This window comes from Micromonospora sp. NBC_01796 (assembly GCF_035917455.1).
GTDB lineage: Bacteria > Actinomycetota > Actinomycetes > Mycobacteriales > Micromonosporaceae > Micromonospora_G.
On the sequence record NZ_CP109078.1, the window covers coordinates 5683577 to 5704367 of the forward strand.

Consider the following 20791-nt stretch of genomic DNA (forward strand, 5'->3'; position numbering starts at 1 on the left):
CCGTGCCTTTCGACCTGATCGAGGAGCGCTGGCTTCCTGTCGTGTACCTCAACGGGCAGACCGACGACGTTGGCCTCGCAACGCTGCTCCACGAAGCACAGCAGATTCGCCGGATCATCGGGCAGACCCCGCCGATGACCGCCGCCCTTCACCGGCTGGTACTGGCCCTCGCCCACAGCGTCTACAAGCCGCTGGGCAGCGTGCGCTGGGAGAAGTTCTGGAAGGACAAGCAGTTACCGCCCCAGGAACTCACGAAATACCTAGTCAAACACCCGGGGCGTTTCGACCTCTTCGACGAGACGCGGCCGTTCTTTCAGTGCCCGGCCCTGGCGACCGTTGCCGCATCGAGCGCGGCGAAATTGGTGCCATACCGGTCGGTGGGAAACAACACCACGCTGTTCGACCACACCACATCGAAGGACGAGGTGACGCTGACGCCGGCGGAAGCGGCTCGATGGCTGGTCACGCTGCAGGCGTACGACCCAGGCGGACTGAAGACGCCATACACCAAGGAGAAGTCGTCGCAGGCCGCGCCGGCCAACTCGTTTGGGTTGGTGCTGTTGGAGGGGAACAACCTTCTAGAGACGCTGCTACTCAACCTGATGCCGTACAACCCGGACGATGAGCAGCCACGCAGCACCTCGTTGACCGACCGCCCAGTGTGGGAAGCCGAACCGCCTGACCCGGAGCCGGACGCGCGACGTCCGAAGGGTTGGACCGACCTGTTGACCTGGCCTTCGCGGCGAGTGTGGCTGGGCCACCGTCAAGCGGGGGACAGGACGGTAGTAGACCGGGTCGTTATCACTCCCGGCGACCGGCTCGATGCTGCTCGGGAAGACAACGAGTGGATGGCCGCCTACCGCCGACCCGAGGTCAGGAAGGCAGGGCAGGCGAAAGGCGGGACGAGTAAGCCGACATATGGGCCTTGGTATCCGATCAGGCTTCAGGAGCACCGGGGCGTCTGGCGGCACAGCCAGGAACTCTTCCTCGCACCGACCGGCGTGGAAGAGCGACGCCAGCAACGGCCGGCAACACTCGACCACGTCGCGAGAATGGTGGGACGCGAGGCGATCCCGGATGACGCCGTGTACACGCTGCGGGTCTTCGGACAGCAACTCGACAGCAAGTCGGCGGTCGTGCATCAGGCGCTGGAAGAGTCCGTCGCCGCCCCGGTAGCCCTACTCAAAGCCGAGTATCAGGTCGCGGGACCGGTCATCGGGCACAGCATCGAACTAGCCAACCTGGTCGGCGGTGCGTTGAACCAGATGGAACGTGACTACTGTGCGGAGTTCCGCGGGCTCCCGTCGGCGTCCCTTGAGCTGGACTACTGGCCTCGCCTGCCACAGCCGTTCGACCGGTTCCTCCTGGCCCTCGCCCTAGCCCTGAAAGCTGATCAGACTCCATCGCCGGCGGCCAAGGTCTGGGCCAAAAAAATACGACAAATCGCTGGACAGGTCACAGACCGCTGGGCCGAGGGTTCTCCCCGCCTGGGACGAAACGTCGAAGCGGTCGGCGCCTACCAGGGAAGGTTCCTCGGGCAGCTAGACCACTTCGTGCACCGCTACCACGGGCATCTCGCCGGGTACATCGACTAGGAGTCAACAGCCTTGGATCCCATCGTCACCATCGACGGCCGGAGGCAGGCCCTGGTGCGCCACCTCTACGGGCTGCACCAAGCCCTCGGCTCTGGCAACCCTCAGCGTTCCGCCGAGGCGCGCCGTACCCTCGCCCGGCTCCGGCGGGCCTTTGCCGGCAGGCAGCAGGAGGCAGAGGCGTATGACGTCGTCTTCCCTCACGACCCACCGGTCGAAGAGCAGGAACTGTGGCTGCTGGTCGCCGGCCTCTTCGCGCTGCATCCGCACGCCGACAACGCCAGAAGGCGTTCGATCGGCGGAGCGATGCGGCTGCTCGTAGCCGACCGGCCGTCGGCCGCGCGTCGCTTCACACAACTGCTGTCCGTCGACCCGGCCGCGATGCCGCACTACCTCCGGCAGACCATCCAGCTACTTCGCTCAGACGGGATCTCGGTCGACTATCAACTCCTCCTCGCCGACCTGGTCAAAATGCACTCCTCGCGCGAGGAGGCTCACCGGGTGAGGTTGCGGTGGGCCCGCGACTACCACCGGCCGAATCGCCAGCCCACCAGCCAGAACACCGAGACCACCGAACCGGAACTGACCGAAGAAGCCGACGTCGAACCTGTCGACGCCTAACCAGGAGAACCCGTGATCATCGAACTGCACCTGCTCCAATCCTTCCCGGTCAGCAACCTCAACCGCGACGACGTGGGCCAGCCCAAAACCGCGACCTTCGGCGGGCAACTGCGAGGACGGATCTCCAGCCAGTCGCTCAAACGGTCGGCCCGTGTCCTCTTCACCGATCGCGGCCTTCAAGCTGGCGAGACCGGTGTCCGGACAAAGCGGCTGGTGTCGAGCGCGACCAGGGTTCTTGTCGACAACGGCCGCGACGAAGCGGAGGCCGTCGCCGTCGCCCAAGCCGGGTTGCGGGCGCTCGGCTTCGGCATCGACGACAAGAAACAGTTGACGCAATACCTGCTGTTCGTCGGCAACAGTGCCGCCGAGCTGCTCGCCGCCTACTGCGAGCGAGACTGGGACCGACTCTCCGCCGACGCCGCCGCCCGAGCCAAGGCCGCCACGAAGAACTCCACCACCCTCAAGGGCGAGCGGCAGCAGGAGGAAAAGCCCTCCAAGGCGAAACCCGACAAGCAAACCCTCACCGAGGCGGCCCGGATCCTCGACGCACGCCGGGTAGTCGACGTCGCCCTCTTCGGCCGCATGATCGCCGACAACAAAGACTTCAACGTCGATGCCGCATCCCAGGTCGCGCACGCGATCTCGACCCACGCGGTGGTCAACGAGTACGACTACTACACCGCGGTCGACGACCTGAAGCCGCAGGACGAGTCCGGCGCGGACATGATCGGCACCGTCGACTTCAACGCCGCCTGCTACTACCGCTACGCCAACCTCCACCTGGACCAACTCGCCAAAAACCTCGACGGTGACACCGACCTGATCGACCGGGCGACGAGCGCCTGGCTGAACGCGTTCATCGACGCCGTACCCAGCGGCAAACAGAACTCGATGGCAGCACTCACCCCGCCGGAGACTCTGCTCGTGGTCGTCCGCGACCGCGGCGCCTGGAACCTCGCCAACGCGTTCCTACGCCCGGTCCAGGACACGGATCTGATGGTCGGCTCCACCCGAGCCCTACTAGGACACTTCGGCCGGCTGCGGCACTTCTACGGCAACGAGGACCTTCGCACCGTGGTCGCGGCCTCCGTCACCGCCGACCTCGACGGGCTCCCGGCACACGAGGTAGCGGAAACCCGAGACGATCTGATCGCTCGCACTCTCGCCGCCACCGCGAAAGCCTGACCCGTGCCGGCATACTCACTCGCGCTCTGCTTCGACGCACCAATGCAGTCCTGGGGCACCCGGTCGCGCGGGATCATCCGCGACGCAGGCAAGGAGCCGAGCAAATCAGGCGTCATCGGCGTGCTCGGCGCCGCGCTGGGAATACCCCGCGACAACCGTGAAGCGATCGCCAGACTGGCCCAGCTGCGCATGGCAGTGCGGGTCGACCGGGAAGGCATCCTCGAACGGGACTACCACACCGTGCAGAACGTGCCGACCACCACCGGCACCGGACACCGCACGGCCGTCAGCCACCGCTACTACCTGGCCGACGCCCTCTTCCTCGTCGTACTCGAAGGCGAAGAACAGGAAAAACTCGACCGCATCCTGGCGGCACTACAAAAGCCGGTCTGGCCGCTCTTCCTCGGCCGCCGCGCCTTCCCCCCAGCCCGACCCCTAACGACCAGCGGACAACCCAACGAGCCGCGAACCGGGCTGGGACTGCTCAAGCAACCCATCGACTGGGTCCTCGCGAACCACCCCTGGCTCGAAGATCGCGCCGAGATACGCGCCGCCGAACGCCAGCGCAACGACCGCAGCCCGCTACGTACGGTGGCCGACTGCGCCCCCAGTGACCCAGCCGCCGAAACCCGCCTCGACCTGCCCATCTCCTTCGCACAGTCCGACCGCCAATTCAGCACACGAGCTGTGCGGACCGGCCACGTGCCGCTGACCGACCACCTGATCACGGCGGAGGCAACCTCGTGTACCTGAGCAAACTGCAAGCCAACACATACTCCCGCGAGTTCCGCCGCGACCACGCCGACATCCGGGAAATGCACCGCTCGGTCATGTCAGGCTTCCCCGACCTTCCCAAGGAGACCCCCGCCCGCCAGTCCCAGGCTGTGCTGTGGCGCCTCGACGGCGTCCACCGGGGCTTCGTGGCGTACGTGCAAAGCAGCTCAAAACCAGACTGGAGCCGGCTACCAGAGAACTACCTCACCGAAGCCCCCCAGGTACGCAGCCTGCAACCCGTGCTCGACGCAATAGCACCCGGACGGCGTTTCGCATTCCGACTCATCGGAAACCCCACCCGCACTATCCCTCGCGCCGGCAACCCAAAAAGCCCCGAGCCCAGGCGACGAACCAACAGCCAGCGCGTAGCCCGACGAAAGCCGGAAGAACAACTCGAGTGGCTCATCCGCAAGGGCGAACAACACGGCTTCGTCATCCCGTCAGCCCACAACGGGCAGCCCGACGTCTCGCCATCACCGTGCCTCACCTTCACCGGCCAGAAACGGCCCAACGATAAGGGCCACATCACGCTCGAGCCCGTACGGTTCGAAGGCCACCTGATCATCACCGACGCCGTAGCCTTCCTAGATGCGCTACAGAAGGGAATTGGCCACGGCAAGGCATACGGATGTGGCCTTATCAGTCTCGCCCCACCTCAACGAAGTTGATCTACGTCGACATCCCACGACGAGAGCGATCCTTACAACCGCAAAACCGTGTGCCGTTCCCGCACCTTCACCCGTGCGCGCCCAACGTCCCGCCATCCTCGTCGCCGCGTACGACGGCGTACTCCAGGTCGAAAATCCCGACCCGCTGTGACGGCTCCTCCGCGACGGCATCGGCCAGGCGCAGCCCACGGATGCTGACTCATGACGACCCCAAGGGCGTGGGGAGCACACCAACAGGGCGGCGTACCGCTGCGGCATGCGCGATCAGTGACCGCTTCGGCCTGATCAAGAAGGCCCTCGGTGGGTACGTCCGAGTTGGGCACGCTCACGCGTACCTGACTAGCCACGCCAACCTGTACGCCGACAGCACGTCTCGATCTGTCCCACCGTCACACCGATGGCCGAACCACCCCACGGGCGTGGGGAGCACTGGCGTGAGCCCCGTACCTGTGCCAGTACCACGGACCATCCTCACGGGGCGTGGGGCAGCACGTGGTCACGTTGCGGCGCAGCTCGTTGAACGCCGGACCACCCCCACAGGCGTGGGGAGCACACTGCTCGTCGGTGAGGGCGAGGATCCCGTGACGGACCACCCCCACGGGCGTGGGGGACACCTGCGCGGTACGAGTCGTCATGCGGTGAAACTCCGGACCACCCCACGGGCGTGGGGAGCACACGCGGAGTGCGGCACGGCGCCCCCTCTACAGCGGACCACCCCCACGGGCGTGGGGAGCACGCCGGCTTGCTCCAGCTCGGTTGGGTCAACGGCGGACCACCCCCACGGGCGTGGGGAGCACGGTGACCAGTCCAGCTCACCGAACACGCAGACCGGACCATCCCCACGGGCGTGGGGAGCACGCGGCATCCGGGCTCACCTCACCCCGCTCGGCCGGACCACCCCCACGGGCGTGGGGAGCACCCGTAGTGTCGGGCATGCGCGCCGCATATCCTCGAACCACCCCCACGGGCGTGGGGAGCACTTCACCAACTCGGCCAGGGCCCGTTGGACGGTCGGACCACCCCCACGGGTGTGGGGAGCACGTGCCGATCCGAGCGACCCGGTCGTAGGCGGGCGGACCACCCCCACGGGCGTGGGGAGCACGAGTAGAGGGCGCCGAGGGCGCCGTTCCAGTCCGGACCACCCCCACGGGCGTGGGGAGCACATCTCCCGGATTCGGTTACGGAGCGCATCCGGCGGACCACCCCCACGGGCGTGGGGAGCACTTCTCCCACGGCGCCGACGCCTTCCCGCCCTCCGGACCACCCTCACGGGCGTGGGGAGCACGCGTCACCCATGACGGCCAGCTCGATGCTGTGCGGACCACCCCCACGGGCGTGGGGAGCACAATCAACCGGAAGGCAGACACCCACCCATGGACGGACCACCCCCACGGGCATGGGGAGCACGGGCGGCAACCCTGATTCGAGGCCGTGAGCGTCGGACCACCCCCACGGGCGTGGGGAGCACATCACCCCCGGGCGGCAACCGTTCGAGGTGACCGGACCACCCCCACGGGCGTGGGGAGCACTGAAGCACGCTCAGCACCACGGCGATCGCCGTCGGACCACCCCCACGGGCGTGGGGAGCACCGGAGGATCGAGCCGCCGACCGTCGCTGCGGCCGGACCACCCCCACGGGCGTGGGGAGCACGTACCGAATGTCCCGCGCTTCACCACGTACAACGGACCACCCCCACGGGCATGGGGAGCACTCGGCCGCCTTGTCCGCGGAATCCCCGACGTCCGGACCACCCCCACGGGCGTGGGGAGCACGTCGGGAGGTCGTCCGGCAGGGTGTAGCCGAGCGGACCACCCCCACGGGCGTGGGGAGCACGGCAGCGTCGCCGGGCGGAACATCGGGTCCTGCGGACCACCCCCACGGGCGTGGCGAGCACAACGGGTCCTTGCCCGTGCCCTTCGCGCCGCGCGGACCACCCCCACGGGCGTGGGGAGCACACCTCACCCAGCGTCGGCGTGTACGTCGCCACCGGACCACCCCCACGGGCGTGGGGAGCACGACGACACCATGACGACACCCCGCCAGCCCGGCGGACCACCCCCACGGGCGTGGGGAGCACACCTTGTGCGCGGCGTGCCCGATGTCCCAGACCGGACCACCCCCACGGGCGTGGGGAGCACTCGTCCGCGGGCAACGCGGCCAGGCCCAGCCTGGGACCACCCCCACGGGCGTGGGGAGCACGCGGTGCCCGCAAGGGGCCTACCTCTGGTCGGCGGACCACCCCACGGGCGTGGGGAGCACGACCGGGCCGGCCTGGACGCCGCGAACGCCAGCGGACCACCCCCACGGGCGTGGGGAGCACGGCATGGGGAATTCCTCGTCCGAGCCGATCAGCGGACCACCCCCACGGGCGTGGGGAGCACGCCGCCACCGAGATCCGCCGGGCCTACAACACCGGACCACCCCCACGGGCGTGGGGAGCACGCGACGGTTGGTGCGGATGACGGCTGCGATGCCGGACCACCCCCACGGGCGTGGGGAGCACCCAGGTCATCGACCTGCCCGAGGTCCACGCTGCGGACCACCCCCACGGGCGTGGGGAGCACGCCACCACCGCGGTTCACCCCACGACCCGGCACGGACCACCCCCAGGGGCGTGGGGAGCACTCGCTGGCCGGGTCTCCGGACAGGTGCACGTGCGGACCACCCCCACGGGCGTGGGGAGCACTTGTGGGCGGCCGCGATCGATGTCGGTATGGACGGACCACCCCCACGGGCGTGGGGAGCACGCCCCAGCCGGGTAGTCGTTCCAGTTGATCTGCGGATCACCCCCACGGGCGTGGGGAGCACAGCACATGGTGAGGTTCTATCGCTGGGCCACGCGGACCACCCCCACGGGCGTGGGGAGCACGCGGACCCGGATCCAGTGCGGCACGGTGCCTCCGGACCACCCCCACGAGCGTGGGGAGCAACGATGCCTGCGGCGACGCCGGGCGTCATCGGCGGACCACCCCCACGGGCGTGGGGAGCACCGTACGGCGTCCGGCGTCAGGTTGTAGGTCACCGGACCACCCCCACGGGCGTGGGGAGCACTTCCGGGCGGTGGTCTTCCGGGCGGAGCCAGGCGGACCACCGCCACGGGCGTGGGGAGCACTTCACAAGTTGCGGCACCCAGGCACAGCATGCCGGACCACCCCCACGGGCGTGGGGAGCACGATCTTCAGGATGCAGACGGAGACGTCCGCCGAGGACCACCCCCACGGGCGTGGGGAGCACATCTGGATCATCAGCCCGACCTGCTCAGCCATCGGACCACCCCCACGGGCGTGGGGAGCACTGCACCCAGCCCACGACCGTGCTCACAAACTCCGGACCACCCCCACGGGGGTGGGGAGCACTTACTGCGGGATCTCCGCACCACGATCGGATCCGGACCACCCCCACGGGCGTGGGGAGCACGAGAAAATCGGCGCAACCGACGTTGCTCGCGCCGGATCACCCCCACGGGCGTGGGGAGCACTCCGAGGAACGGCGCACGGCCTTCCTCGCCAACGGACCACCCCCACGGGCGTGGGGAGCACGGTCAGTGCCCAGACCTTGTTCCCGCTGCCGTCGGACCACCCCCACGGGCGTGGGGAGCACCGTCACCGAATCAGCGAGGTTGTCGACTGCCGCGGACTACCCCCACGGGCGTGGGGAGCACGAGCCCTGTCGGCAGGGCGGCACCGAGTACGCCGGACCACCCCCACGGGCGTGGGGAGCACGCGACAACGGACTGGACGTCCTGCTGCCCGTCCGGACCACCCCCACGGGCGTGGGGAGCACGCCGAGAGGCACGCCTACGCGGCGCCACTCAGAGGACCACCCCCACGGGCGTGGGGAGCACGGCCAGCACCTCGGGGACGGGCCAGCCAGTGGCGGACCACCCCCACGGGCGTGGGGAGCACGGTTGACCTCATCCCCTGCTACGGGCCGTCGTCGGACCACCCCCACGGGCGTGGGGAGCACATCGGCGCCTCGCTCAAGGACGCCGCCCGACCAGGACCACCCCCACGGGCGTGGGGAGCACGTGACACCGTTCCAGCTGTCGGTCGCGATCTGCGGACCACCCCCACGGGCGTGGGGAGCACGAGCACCCGCACATCAAGTACGAGGACGTCGACGGACCACCCCCACGGGCGTGGGGAGCACGGTGCCGTCGTTTACGTGGCGTAGCCCGATGTCGGACCACCCCCACGGGCGTGGGGAGCACATTCGTCCAATCGCCTGGCTACGGAATTCAACTGGACCACCCCCACGGGCGTGGGGAGCACATGATGACGCCGGATCGTCATACATGACGGAACGGACCACCCCCACGGGCGTGGGGAGCACGGCGCGCACCGTCAACAGCGCCTCGAACGCTGCGGACCACCCCCACGGGCGTGGGGAGCACGGTGTCCTGCACTGGGGTGGGCCCCTTTCCGACGGACCACCCCCACGGGCGTGGGGAGCACACCTCAAGCCGACCTGTCCGCCGAGCCCTTCCCGGACCACCCCCACGGGCGTGGGGAGCACCCTGCTCCGGTCAACCCGAGCAGTAACCCGGCCGGACCACCCCCACGGGCGTGGGGAGCACCATCCGCACCGGGCGGTGCACATCGGCCAGCCCGGACCACCCCCACGGGCGTGGGGAGCACCTCGGCGGGGCGGTCGCCATGTTCGCCGCGTCCGGACCACCCCCACGGGCGTGGGGAGCACGGACCAGACCGGTCACCGATCGGGCCGATCACCGGACCACCCCCACGGGCGTGGGAGCACGCTGGCACCAACCACAAATTGTCGTCGTGCGGCGGACCACCCCCACGGGCGTGGGGAGCACCGTTGGTCGGCGGCGACGCGGGCGCGTTCGGTCGGACGACCCCCACGGGCGTGGGGAGCACACTTCGCGACCTGGGGTTTTAGGCGGGGGTCGCGACAGATCGGGAGTGGGAACACGATGTTGTCGCGCATGTGTCGCCTGCTTCGTCTGTACACCCTGGACCGCCTTCTAGCCGTGAGACAGCGACCATGAAAGATGATAAGCCGAGCGTCGATCTTCGAGCGGAGGTGTCGATGCGTGGAAGAGGCCACCGGACCACCGACGGGATGAGAAGTTTCTGGGGGAAGCTGTTCGATTCCTGAGCGAATGTTTCTCGCGCCTAGTGGCGGAAGTTCCTGAACTGTCCATCAATCCGACTATTCAACGGTTGCGTTTGGAATATGGATAGGTGTTTCGCGACGGAGTGGTGCCACTACCTTGGGTGTTGGCGCCACTCTGTCGCGTGCGGCGCGTAGCGTCGTGGCGTCGATCCCCGGAACCCGCTGCGGTGCTGATCCACTGAGGGATCGTCACGGCCTGTTGCCGCGCCGTGGCTGGTTTGATGCTCCGTCCGCCTCCATCACCACGCCGAGCACCGCGACACCCCCTACCTCAGATAACGCCCCCCATCGATGCCCTGCCCACCGAAGGGCGTGGATGTCTTCCCAGGTTGCCGTCACCGTCGCCGTCAAACCGATAGATTTCGAGCGGCGAGTTGGTACCACACGCGAAAGGCCAGGGTGAAACGCCATGAACACATAAGTCACACTGCGTGAAAGATCATCGATCTTGCACACGATCTTAACGGCATCGAGCACCTTCAGTTACCACCAAGTGTGAGACAGAGCCCGAATCTGCTGCCGAGGTTGCCTTAATCGGCGACGCTGCGGGAATGACAAATAACAGTCAGCTTAATTGAAGGTCGGTGGCGATTCTGATTGTGTAGTTGGGGTTCGGACACGTTAACCCCCACGGGTGGTCTTCACGGCCGCTGAGGGTGACTCGGCGGGGGTTTCTTCCGCTCGGCGTTGGTGGGGGATCGCGGGTGGTCGGTGTGTCGCCGCCCGGGTGAGGTTCTCGGTGATGGTCAGCGTTCCGCCGATGGCGCAGGTGACGTGGACATTGTGTTCGAGTAGCGCGGCTACGACGGTGTCGGGGTCGGCGGCCGGGATGCCGAGCCACTGGGCAACTTGTTTGATCGCTTTGGCTTCGTGGATGTAGACGTTGCGCGGCCGGGCCGTCCCATCTGCCGTTGCGTTGCGATGGCCGTGGCGGCAGCGGTAGGCGGGGTGCTTGTTGACCCAGTGTGCGTCGAGGATCCGGTCGCATTCCTGGCAGCGGATCAGTCCGGTCAGCAGGTAGCGTCCGCTTTCGTTGTCGGCCGGTGTAGGCCGGGCGTTGGCGTGTTGGGCGGCGACGAAATCGTGCTCGCTGACCAGCGGCGGATGTGCGATGTCTCGGGAGATGACCCACTGTTGCATCAGGTTCCAGCGGCGTACCTCCGATTGACCGAGCAGATCATCGGCGGTGTCGAGCGGGCCACGGTCGGTGTGCTGCCGGTTCCAGACTTGCCGGCCGGTGTAGCGAGGGTTGGCCAGGATGGGGCTGTTGCGTTGCCTGCGGCCAGGGGGCGAGGCAGGCTTGACCGGTGAAGCTATCGCGTCGTCGTTCCTGGTCGCCGCCGAAGTCGGCGTTCGCTGGGTTTCGTTTCCCGGCCGAGGTGATCGTCGTCGCGATCCGCTGGTACCTGCGTTACAACCTCTCCTACCGGGACGTGGAGGAGCTTCTCGTTGAGCGCGGTGTTGAGGTCGACCACGTCACCGTGTTCCGGTGGGTGCAGCGGTTCACGCCGCTGCTCGCCGACGCCGCCCGATTCTGCCGCCACTCGCCGGGTGACCGTTGGTTCGTGGACGAGACGTACGTGAAGGTCAACGGTGTGTGGCGGTACGTGTACCGGGCGGTCGACCAATACGGGCAGGTCATCGACGTGCTCGTCTCCGCCCGCAGGGACGCCGAGGCGGCTAGGCGGTTCTTCCGTCGGGCGCTGTCAATGCTGAAGGTGACACCGAGCGAAGTCGTCACCGACGCCGCGCCGGTCTACCCCAGAGTCCTCGACGAGCTGATCCCGCAGGCACGGCACCACGTCGAGCGATACGCGAACAACCCCATCGAGGCCGATCATAGCCAGCTCAAACGCCGGTTGAGACCGATGTGCGGCCTACGAACCGACAAAACAACGCGGGTGATCATCGCCGGACACGCCTTCATGCAGAACCTCCGACGCGGCCACTACGAACTCGCCGTCCACACCCCGCCGGCAATGCGGGTGTCGACGGCGTTCGCTGAGCTCGCCCAGGCGATCTGAACCTCGGCCCCCATCCAGGTACAACGCGTTCATCGATCCGGCAACGCAACAGCACCCCTCGGCGGCATCCTGCTCGGCGCCATCGGCGGCGGACCCACCCCCACGGGCGTGGGGAGCACAAGAGCGCCAAATGGTCGCGTACATGAGGCAACGGACCACCCCCACGGGCGTGGGGAGCACGCCGGCAAACCCGTGACGGCCAAGGAAACCTCCGGACCACCCCCACGGGCGTGGGGAGCACTGTTCGCGTCGTGGGTACAGGTAGCGGCCGAGCGGACCACCCCCACGGGCGTGGGGAGCACACTTCGCGACCTGGGGTTTCAGGCGGGGTTGTGACAGGTCGGGAGTGAGAACACGATGTTGTCGCGCTTGAGTCGTCTGCTTCGTCTGTACACCCTGCTGCTCGGCGTCGCCCGGAGCCCGCCGTCACAGTCGGCAGTGGTCTGCCCCGGACGTCTGGTTCGACGGGGCGATGTTCCACGGCGTCGCCAGCCTGTGTGACGAGTTGTTGCGCGTACAGGTGAAACCGGCCCCTGGCTCCGGGCAGGTGCCGCAGATTGGTCGTGGTGGCGCACCGACAGTCTGGACGGCCCGATCGGATAGGTGAGGCACCGGACGCAGGTGAAGGGCGACCGCTGCCAGGGAAGATAGATACAGCGCTATTGTGGACACAAGATGGGCAGAGTATGTAGAGTTTCCTCATGCCGCGGACCCCGGATACCTCGCCCCAGACGCTGCGCGTCTTCGAGGCCCTGTTGAGCAACCCGAATGCCTGGCGTTACGGGTACGACCTGAGCAAGGAGACCGGTCTGGCCTCGGGGACGCTGTACCCGATCCTTATGCGGCTGGCCGAACGCCAGCTACTCGAGACGAGGTGGGAGCCGGCGAGCCGACCGGGGCTTCCGCCACGGCACACCTACCAGCTGACCGCGGACGGCGCCGTCATCGCCGCCCAGCGCGTGGCCGCGCGAGACGCGGCACCGGCGCGGGCACGCGCCGGCAACCGGATCCGCCAGGCAAAAGAGGCGTACTTCGCGCTGTTCCTGGGTGCCACCTCATGAGCGCCGCGTGGGCCGAGCGTCGGATCAGGGGCGCCTCGCTCGCTCTGCTGAGTAGAGCGGTCCGTGGCCGCGACGAGCGTGGCGCGGAATGGGGCGAGGCGATGCTCCGCGAGTTCCCCGAAACCTGCGGAGCGCAGGAGGCGGTGCGCTGGACAGCGAGTGGGCTGCGCGTGGCGCTGCGGGAACGACGCGGGCGTGGCCAGCGGGCACGGCGACCGTTGACTCGCCGCACCCGGCTGTCCCGGCGGATGATCGTGACGGCGCTGACGGTGACCGTGGCCGGAGTGCTCATCAATCAGTTCGTCCTCGGCTTGGCGCCGGTCGCGTCCACCTCGATGGAGCCGAGCCTGCGGGTCAGTGACCGCGTCCTGGTCGACCGTCTCGGTTTCCGCCTGTCCCACCTCAACCGTGGCGACGTGGTGCTGTTCCGGCAGCCCGGCGACGCGACGTCGCTGCAGCGGGTGGTGGGGCTGCCCGGGGACCTGCTCTCCTGTGCTGGTGGGCGCCTGCACCGCAATGGTGTCCCGGCGGAGGAGCAGTATCTGCGGGCCGGCGCCGAGGTGGTCACCGACTGCGAGCCCGTGACGGTGCCCGAGGGTGCGGTTTACGTGATGGGCGACGATCGCGCGATATCGCGGGACTCGCGAACGTACGGACCCGTCTCCGACGGCGATGTCACCGGCCGTGTCGTCACACGGCTGTGGCCGCTCGGATGAGCGGCGACGGTGCGGGCTGGCTCGCAGCCCAGACAGCGATCGACATCCGACATCTCCTCTGGCGGAGGAACCTCAGCGTGTCCTGCTTCTATGTTCCGCGACTACCCATTCTGCGATGCTGAGTCCGTGAAGCAGGTTGCGTTACATCGATGGGGACAACTATGCTCTCTGTGGGCGCCCAGCCATATCTATGTCCGACATCGTAGTTGGGCACCGGACGGGGAGGATTGGGCCTTTGTCAAGGACTAAAAAGCTGCTCGCGACTTCGGGATTGGCCGCAGCATTCGTACTGGGTTTCGCATCCACGGCGCAGGCGCTGGGCGGCCCCCTGAACCTCAACAACGGCACTGGTCATTTCTCGGGGAGCTGGGAATTCTACCCTCAGGGCACCGGGCATGGCGGGCTGCACGTCTGGGGCAGCGTCTGTGACGACAGTAACGACGGCAACGGTGTCTACGGCGAGGGCAGGGTCCACGGCTACGGCTGGTCGAGTAACGTCGGCGACGGCAACGGGTCGGCTGCGGGCTGTGGGTCGGAGAACCGCGAGTTCTACGACAGTGCGACCGTGTACTCCAGCTACGGCTGGTACCAGGTCTGCACAGACGATCTGGGGTCGGACACCTGCGCTACTTCGGCACGCCTGAACCGGTAATTACCGAAGCAAGCTCCGCCATCAACCAAGGAAGAACATCTCTGTGCTCTCAGCGGAAAATTTGACGCTGAGCTACGGAAGCACGGTGGCGCTCGCAAATGCGAGTGCCACCGTGCACCGTGGCGAGGTGGTGGCCTTTGTCGGTCCGAGCGGTTCCGGCAAGTCGACAATGCTTTACTGCATGGCGGGATTACTTCATCCCGATGGCGGTAAGGTCTCTTTCGACGGCGTCGACCTGACTAAACTCGACGATCCTTCACGGTCTGATCTGCGGCGGCGCGACTTCGGATTCGTGTTCCAGTTCGCCGAGTTGGTGCCGGAGCTTTCCCTGCGCGAGAACATAATGCTTCCGCTGGAGCTCAATGGCGTCGGGCGGCGGGACCGCCGCGCTCGCGTTGAGGAGTTACTGCAGCAGTTGGGCATTGAGGAGCAGGCCGACCGGCGACCGGCGAAGGTGTCCGGTGGACAGGCACAGCGTGCTGCCGTGGCGCGGGCCATGGCGCACCGGCCCCGCGTCCTCTTCGCCGACGAACCGACCGGCGCCCTAGACAGCCAGAACGGCGTGGTGGTGCTCGATGCCCTACTCAAGCTTGCCTCTGTGGACGACACCGCCGTCGTGCTCGTGACCCACGATCCACAGGTGGCCGGCCGCGCGCACCGGACCGTACGCATGCACGACGGGATGGCGCAGCTTTGATGAGCGGGAACGTCCTTCTTGCCGTACGCCTGGTGCGCGGGGGCGGGGTAGCGGGGATCGTCCGGCTTGCCCTCATGGTCGTCGGCATGGCGGTGGGCGTCGCGGTAAGCACGCTAGTCGTAATGCTCCCGTCGATCCTCGACCATCGCGCGGACGCTTCTTCGGCACGCCTGCCTGCCCCCGCCGAGGCCGAGAGCAGACGGCCCACCAGTTTCCTGTTCGCCCTCGTCGACGACTCCTGGCAGGGCGCGCGCTTCAGCCGGGTGCTCCTCGCCCGGGTCGACCCCGCGGCCGAGCCGCCGCCGGGCCTGGAGCGCTTTCCCGCCGCCGGCGAGATCATGGCGTCCCCGAGGGCCGCCTGGCTGCTCGCCACCGAGCCCGAGCTGGCCGCCCGCGCGCCTGGACGGGTGGTGGCTGAGATCTCTCCGGCAGGGCTACTCGACCCCGACGAGGTGTTCGCCTACATCGGTATACCACCCGAGCAGTTGAAGGAAGGCAGCGAAGCGTCCGGCTTCGGCGTGGGCTTCCAGGACGACATGGTCCGCGAACTGTTCGACGGCGTGGCCCGGGAGCTCGCGGTCCTCGTCCTCGCTCCGGCAGCGATCTATCTGATGGTGTGCGGCCGGCTCGCGGCGGCGACCCGCGCCCGCCGCTACGCGGCACTGCGCCTGGTAGGTCTGCGGCGCGGTTCGATCCTGCGCATCGCGGCCACGGAGTCGACGATCGCAGGCGGGCTGGGCGGGTTGCTCGGCGTACTCCTCTACTCGCAGCTGAGCCCGCTGCTGGCTCGCAGCGGTGCGCTGGGCTTCACCTGGTTCCCGGCCGTCAGCACGATCGGCCCGCTCGGCACGGCCGCCGTCGTGCTGCTCACCGCAGCCCTGTCAGCCGCCGTCGGAGCCCTCGGCCTGCGGCAGAGCCTGTCCCGGCCGCTGGCCACCCGGGCATCGGTGGAGGAGCCCCGTGCCCGCTGGTGGCTGTTGCTGCCACTCCTGCTGGGTCTCGGCCTGATGCTCCCGGTTATCCTTCGGCCGCTCACCGCGCCGCAGGGCTCTCGGGTCGTCTACTCCGACACGCAGGTCGCCCTGGTCCTCGCCGGCATGGTCCTCGCATCCATCGGCGTCTTGCTGGCTACACGGCCCATCGTCGCGTCGACCGCGTGGGCGGCCGCCCATCCGGCCGCTCCGCTACCGCTGCGGCTCGCCGGCCGGCGACTGAGCTGCGCACCGGCGAGCACCCTGCGGTTGCTGTCCGGCCTCGCCGTGCTCGTGTTGGTCGGCGGGGTGAGCGCTGGTGTGCTTCGAGACGACGAACTCGCTGCCGGGCCTGAGGTCGACGCCTTCACGGTGACGGTCGACGCCCGCCGAAGCGCATCCTCCGACGCCCGGGCCCGGATCGCGGCGACACCCTCGCAACACAAGTGGACGGAGCAGTACTCCGAGGCCAGCCCACCAGCGGGGCTCGGTCAGCCGGAGTCCGCCGCGGACCGAGTCGCCATGTTCGGCCTCGCCATGGTGACGGCGTCCTGCGCCGAGATACGGGTGCTGGTCAAGGCGGCCCTGCCGACGTGTCGAGCGGGCGGCGAATACCGGATCGTCGACGCCGAGCTCGTCAACACCGTCAACGACGTGCCGCCCGGCGTCACGGTCCAGTTCGAGGACGACTCCGGCGGGGAGGCGTCGTACCGCACGCCGGAGGCCGGTTTGGCTGTGGATGACCTGGAGCAGTCGCCCCTTCACCTGAGCAGCGCCGTGCTGGTGGCCGCCGAGCGACCTCTGTTTGGCTGGGCTCGGAACGTGAGGATGCACTTCGTGGTGGCGGAGCCGGAGTCCAACGTCGAGGCGTTCAAGTCGGCGGTGCTCGCTGCTGATCCGACCTCTGAGGTCACCGTGCATCTGCGCAACATCGCGGCGATGGAGGCGTACCGGGCACACCGCGGTACGATCAGCATCGGAGTGCTCATCGGGTTCCTGCTGGGCGCGGTGGCGTTCCTCATCTCGGCGGTGGACCGGGCGATCGAGCGGCGCCGCGACGTGGTGTCCCTCCTCGTCCTCGGCATGCCGATGCGGGCGGTGCGTGCAAGCCAACTGTTCCAGATCATCCTTCCGCTACTCGCGGTCATCGCGCTCGCGCTCGGGGTGGGGCATGTTGCCGGCAACGCGTGGCTGCAGCTGAATGGGCGCTACCACGGCTGGTACAGCGGCACGCTCACGGCCATGTTGCCGCTAGCCGGAATCGGCATCGTCGCGGCGCTGGGCGCAGCCCTGATCGTAATCGGCAAGAACATCAGGGCCGAGGACATGCGTCGTGAGTAGTTCTGACCGGCCCATGGCCTGTGCGGTGCCAAAACCCGTGCCGGGTTCGTGGCCTGGGGCTTCGTTGGTCGGGCTAGTACTGCGACGGTACTGGAGGAGTCGCGTCCTGTTCACGTTCGTTGAGTGTCGCCCGATGGACGCCGATGTTGGTCGGTGGCATGGAGAGCCGGATCAGCTTCACAGCCGGCTGGGTGGCCGGTTTCGTCGGGCGGGCGGTGGCGGCTACTAGCCGCAGGATCTGACACAGGATTTAGGTATCCGAAGGATAGGAACATGCCTGCCTCCATGCCTCGCTACCAATTGATTGGGCCACACAAAACCATATCTCCCATCCAGAACAAGGGGCTTCCGTGCGGCACGCGGTCGAGGCAAAGATCCGCTTGTCATGAAACATTCACCATGATAGCTTTATGTGGCGCGCGCATCTCTCGGGCAGGCCAGAAGAAATCGATGGCGTTTCAATCTGGAGGTTTCGTGGAGCAACAACGACCCAAACTCGATGGATCCGTCGCAAGCAGGAGGGCGCGTCGCAGTCCTCTTCGAGTCGTGGCCGTCGCGTTAGTCATGGTGTTGGCCGCGCCTTTCGTGGCTCAGGCTCCGGCCATGGCCGTCACTAATACCGCGATAAATCCCTCCTCGGCCTATCGTGTTGGCGAGGACTTTGAGCACAACAATTATGGCGGTGCTTATCTCTACGTCAATCTGCCCTTCACGTGCAGCGGCATAGGTACCGACCGTGACTTTGGGTTGGGCAACATGCCAGCAACCTGGAGCAATGAGGTCACGTCTTACCGGACCTTCAGTACGTGCGCAGCCAGACACTGGATGGGTACGTTCTTCAGTGGGGCGAACACGGGGTTGAGCTACGGAACTCCGAATGTGGGAGCAACGTACAACGACAATACTGAATCGATTGAATGGACATAGGAGCTTTAGCATTGAAGCGCGGGGCCGGAACCGGTTCCGCGCTTCAGTGGTGTCCGACGGAACATCCTCGCGGAGGCTATAAGGTGAGCGCTCGGATCGTGCTGGTTTGCACATTGTTGACAATGACCCTGACGGCCACAGCTTGCGGCAGCGCTGCGTCGCCCGAGCCCGAGCCCGAGCTGGGGTCGATTCTTGAGGTTCGTACTGCAAGCGACATCGTTACACCGCTAGACGCCTACGAACCGACGCCGGAGCAGCAGCGGACGATAATCGAGGCCCACCAGCTCCTGGTTCAGAAGTGTGCGCAACGGTTCAGCTTCGACGTGAACATGCCCGAGTCTGTGAGTACGCCAGACGTCAAGCACGCGCGGCTGTTCGGAATAGTGAACGCGGAGGAAGCCGCGAGCCATGGCTATCGCGTACCAGGAATGGAGGCGCCGCCCGGGGCTACAGGTCCCTCGAATACAAAGTCGGCTACTGGGGGATGGAACCCGTCGGATGACGAATTCATCGTCGTGCGAGGAGTCGACAGGTACACCGGACAATCCAAGACGGGCAAAAAGATCAACAGTGTTCCCGTTCCGGATGGAGGTTGTGCAGGGGAGGCGATGCGACAGCTGGGTGAGGGTGGATCGGCAACGGCGCCTGACCTCATGGAGTTGCCCAGCAGGCTTTCCAGCGGAGCGCACCAGAGCGCGGAGAAAGACAGCAGGGTCGTAGCTGCGTTCGGTGCGTGGTCGGCTTGCATGAAGGAGGCGGGATATGAATTCAGCAACCCCTGGGAGCCCAACGACAAGAACTGGGGTCGTCAGGTAACATCTGAGGAGATAGCCACGGCCACGGCCGACGTCGAATGCCGACAATCGACCCGACTCGTGGAAATCTGGCTTGCTGTCGAGGTTGCCTATCAGAATCGTGAGATGGAGAATCATGCGGCGGATCTCTCTGCGGCTAAAAATAGCTTCGAGACGCGCTTGAAGAATGCGGCCAAGATTCTCGCGGGGGCTTAGAGCGCGATCTCAGTTCAGTGATCCTTCGAATACGGTGTCGGTGGAAATGGAAGATGTGATCGACGTAAGCGATCGAGGCTTGTCGTCGCCGCTGGTGCGGCGTCGCCGCTGGGTGGTCGTGGTCGCCATTGCCGCTGCTATCCTCTCAACGTCGGGTCTCTTTGCATCTCTCGTGATCAAGTCACCGCAGCAGATGGCTGCCGAGGCCGGCGAGCCTAGCGCGACAGTGCTCACTGCAGCCGTGGAACGCAGAGTGCTCGTTGACACGGTTGTATTGCGGGGGACAGTGACGCCGCAGTTGTCTCTGGATTTGACGCCCTCGACGGCCCGAGATGGCGGGAAGCCGGTCGTGACCTCGCTGCGTGCCAAGATCGGCGAGCCAGTTCTCGCGGGCCAGGTCATAGTGGAGGTCTCCGGTCGCCCGCTCATCGTTCTTGAGGGTGCCATTCCAGCTTATCGAGACCTGCGTCCTGGAACGGAGGGGCCGGACGTAGAACAGCTTCAACGGGGACTACGGACGCTAGGGTATGCCAACTCGGACAAGCGGGGTACCTTCGGTGAGGCGACGAAGCGTGCGGTTGTCAAGTTCTATTCGGACAGGGGTTACGTAGCCTTGACCGCCGGTGAGGACGACGAGCAGAGGCTATCTGCCGGTGCTCGCTCGGTGACACAGGCTGAATGGGTACTTGAGGACGCGAATCGCGCTCTGGAGCAGGCGAGGTTAGCCGCTGCTCACGATCCCGGGCCGGCCCAGACAGGCGAGGTCGTCACGGCAGAGATTGCCGTTGGCCGGGCGAAGTCTGAACTGGCTGCCAGACGGGACGAACTTACGACCCTTCGTCAACGAACGGGTGCGATGGTGCCACTCTCGGAGTTAGCGTTCCTACCAACAATGCCTGGACGGGTCGAGAAGTTGCCGGTTGGAGTGGGTGAGGTCGTTACCTCGCCCCTGGTCAGGCTATCGAGCGGTGCCCTATCGATCACATCGTTCCTCAGTCCGGGCCAGCGCGAACTCGTAGACCCTGGAATGTCGGTAAAGGTGTCCGCCGAGCTTGCGGGACTCGAGAGCGACGGAACCATCAAAACGATTGGCGAGTTGATTCAGGACGATACGAAGGGGCGGGGGTATCCGCTGACCGTCGAGACCAGTACTGGTCTCGACAAAAAGTTCATCGGGACTGACGTGCGACTCGAAGTGGAGCGCGCGCGAACCGATGACGAGGTTCTCGTTGTCCCGCTCGCCGCGATAACCACGACGTCCACGGGGCAGACGATAGTGATGCGGAGGATGCCTGACGGTCAAGATGAGCATGTCATCGTGACCGCCGGTGCCTCCGGCGCGGGCTTCGTAGCCGTTACGGCCGTGTCTGGCAGCCTGTCTCCGGGTGACAACGTGGTAATTGGAGGCTGAG

At 66.8% G+C, this 20791-nt stretch carries 14 protein-coding genes and 2 CRISPR repeat arrays; of the genes, 13 read left to right on the plus strand and 1 reads right to left on the minus strand.

Annotated features, from left to right (window positions below; all coding sequences use genetic code 11):
- Window positions 1–2 precede the first annotated feature (2 nt).
- From casA to cas6e, 5 genes are read left to right on the plus strand one after another with little or no spacing between them, the layout of a single operon-like run.
- Window positions 3–1595 (plus strand): type I-E CRISPR-associated protein Cse1/CasA, encoded by a 1593-nt coding sequence (casA, locus tag OIE47_RS26090; protein ID WP_326557145.1) that lies wholly within the window; start codon window positions 3–5, stop codon window positions 1593–1595.
- Between the two features lie 12 nt (window positions 1596–1607).
- A complete protein-coding gene (casB, locus tag OIE47_RS26095; protein WP_326557146.1) occupies window positions 1608–2213 on the plus strand; it encodes a type I-E CRISPR-associated protein Cse2/CasB in 606 nt (201 codons plus the stop codon).
- Between the two features lie 12 nt (window positions 2214–2225).
- Window positions 2226–3398, plus strand: a complete 1173-nt coding sequence (gene cas7e / locus OIE47_RS26100; protein ID WP_326557147.1) for a type I-E CRISPR-associated protein Cas7/Cse4/CasC — start codon at window positions 2226–2228, stop codon at window positions 3396–3398.
- A gap of 3 nt (window positions 3399–3401) precedes the next feature.
- Window positions 3402–4151 carry a type I-E CRISPR-associated protein Cas5/CasD gene (gene cas5e, locus OIE47_RS26105; RefSeq protein WP_326557148.1) on the plus strand — a complete coding sequence of 250 codons (750 nt, stop codon included), beginning with the start codon at window positions 3402–3404 and terminating at the stop codon, window positions 4149–4151.
- Window positions 4142–4840: a type I-E CRISPR-associated protein Cas6/Cse3/CasE gene (cas6e, locus tag OIE47_RS26110; protein WP_326557149.1), complete on the plus strand. Its 699-nt coding sequence runs from the start codon at window positions 4142–4144 to the stop codon at window positions 4838–4840. Before cas5e ends, cas6e begins: the two co-directional genes overlap by 10 nt.
- Before the next feature lie 524 nt (window positions 4841–5364).
- Window positions 5365–7041: direct repeats of the CRISPR family, unit length 29 nt; unit sequence CGGACCACCCCCACGGGCGTGGGGAGCAC.
- Window positions 7042–7132: 91 nt separating this feature from the next.
- Window positions 7133–9540: direct repeats of the CRISPR family, unit length 29 nt; unit sequence CGGACCACCCCCACGGGCGTGGGGAGCAC.
- Window positions 9541–10601: 1061 nt separating this feature from the next.
- Here the strand turns inward: cas6e and OIE47_RS26115 are convergent.
- Complete coding sequence (locus OIE47_RS26115; RefSeq protein WP_326563254.1) at window positions 10602–11297, minus strand: recombinase zinc beta ribbon domain-containing protein; 696 nt, start codon at window positions 11295–11297, stop codon at window positions 10602–10604.
- On the opposite strand from OIE47_RS26115, the gene OIE47_RS26120 reads away from it, so the two are divergent.
- From OIE47_RS26120 to OIE47_RS26155, 8 genes are all read left to right on the plus strand, one after another.
- Window positions 11288–12004 carry an IS6 family transposase gene (locus OIE47_RS26120; RefSeq protein ID WP_326557150.1) on the plus strand — a complete coding sequence of 239 codons (717 nt, stop codon included), beginning with the start codon at window positions 11288–11290 and terminating at the stop codon, window positions 12002–12004. The two genes, OIE47_RS26115 and OIE47_RS26120, sit on opposite strands and share 10 nt — an antisense overlap.
- 701 nt (window positions 12005–12705) lie before the next feature.
- Entirely contained in the window at window positions 12706–13065 is a 360-nt protein-coding gene (locus tag OIE47_RS26125; RefSeq protein ID WP_326557151.1) for a PadR family transcriptional regulator, read from the plus strand.
- Entirely contained in the window at window positions 13062–13781 is a 720-nt protein-coding gene (gene lepB / locus OIE47_RS26130; protein WP_326557152.1) for a signal peptidase I, read from the plus strand. Before OIE47_RS26125 ends, lepB begins: the two co-directional genes overlap by 4 nt.
- Before the next feature lie 271 nt (window positions 13782–14052).
- A complete protein-coding gene (locus OIE47_RS26135) occupies window positions 14053–14433 on the plus strand; it encodes a hypothetical protein (RefSeq protein WP_326557153.1) in 381 nt (126 codons plus the stop codon).
- A gap of 43 nt (window positions 14434–14476) precedes the next feature.
- Window positions 14477–15130, plus strand: a complete 654-nt coding sequence (locus tag OIE47_RS26140; protein ID WP_326557154.1) for an ABC transporter ATP-binding protein — start codon at window positions 14477–14479, stop codon at window positions 15128–15130.
- Window positions 15130–17442: an FtsX-like permease family protein gene (locus OIE47_RS26145; protein WP_326557155.1), complete on the plus strand. Its 2313-nt coding sequence runs from the start codon at window positions 15130–15132 to the stop codon at window positions 17440–17442. The genes OIE47_RS26140 and OIE47_RS26145 overlap by 1 nt, the downstream gene beginning before the upstream one ends.
- Window positions 17443–18491: 1049 nt before the next feature.
- Window positions 18492–19379 carry a hypothetical protein gene (locus OIE47_RS26150; protein ID WP_326557156.1) on the plus strand — a complete coding sequence of 296 codons (888 nt, stop codon included), beginning with the start codon at window positions 18492–18494 and terminating at the stop codon, window positions 19377–19379.
- A 46-nt stretch (window positions 19380–19425) separates the two neighbouring features.
- Window positions 19426–20790 carry a peptidoglycan-binding protein gene (locus OIE47_RS26155; RefSeq protein ID WP_326557157.1) on the plus strand — a complete coding sequence of 455 codons (1365 nt, stop codon included), beginning with the start codon at window positions 19426–19428 and terminating at the stop codon, window positions 20788–20790.
- Window position 20791 lies beyond the last annotated feature (1 nt).

What these genes read in the sequence shown, in the direction of transcription:
- OIE47_RS26125 (WP_326557151.1), top strand. Translation starts at nt 12,706, where the DNA reads ATGCCGCGGACCCCGGATACCTCGCCCCAGACGCTGCGCGTCTTCGAG.
- lepB (WP_326557152.1), top strand. Translation starts at nt 13,062, where the DNA reads ATGAGCGCCGCGTGGGCCGAGCGTCGGATCAGGGGCGCCTCGCTCGCT.
- OIE47_RS26145 (WP_326557155.1), top strand. Translation starts at nt 15,130, where the DNA reads ATGAGCGGGAACGTCCTTCTTGCCGTACGCCTGGTGCGCGGGGGCGGG.
- OIE47_RS26150 (WP_326557156.1), top strand. Translation starts at nt 18,492, where the DNA reads ATGACCCTGACGGCCACAGCTTGCGGCAGCGCTGCGTCGCCCGAGCCC.
- OIE47_RS26155 (WP_326557157.1), top strand. Translation starts at nt 19,426, where the DNA reads ATGGAAGATGTGATCGACGTAAGCGATCGAGGCTTGTCGTCGCCGCTG.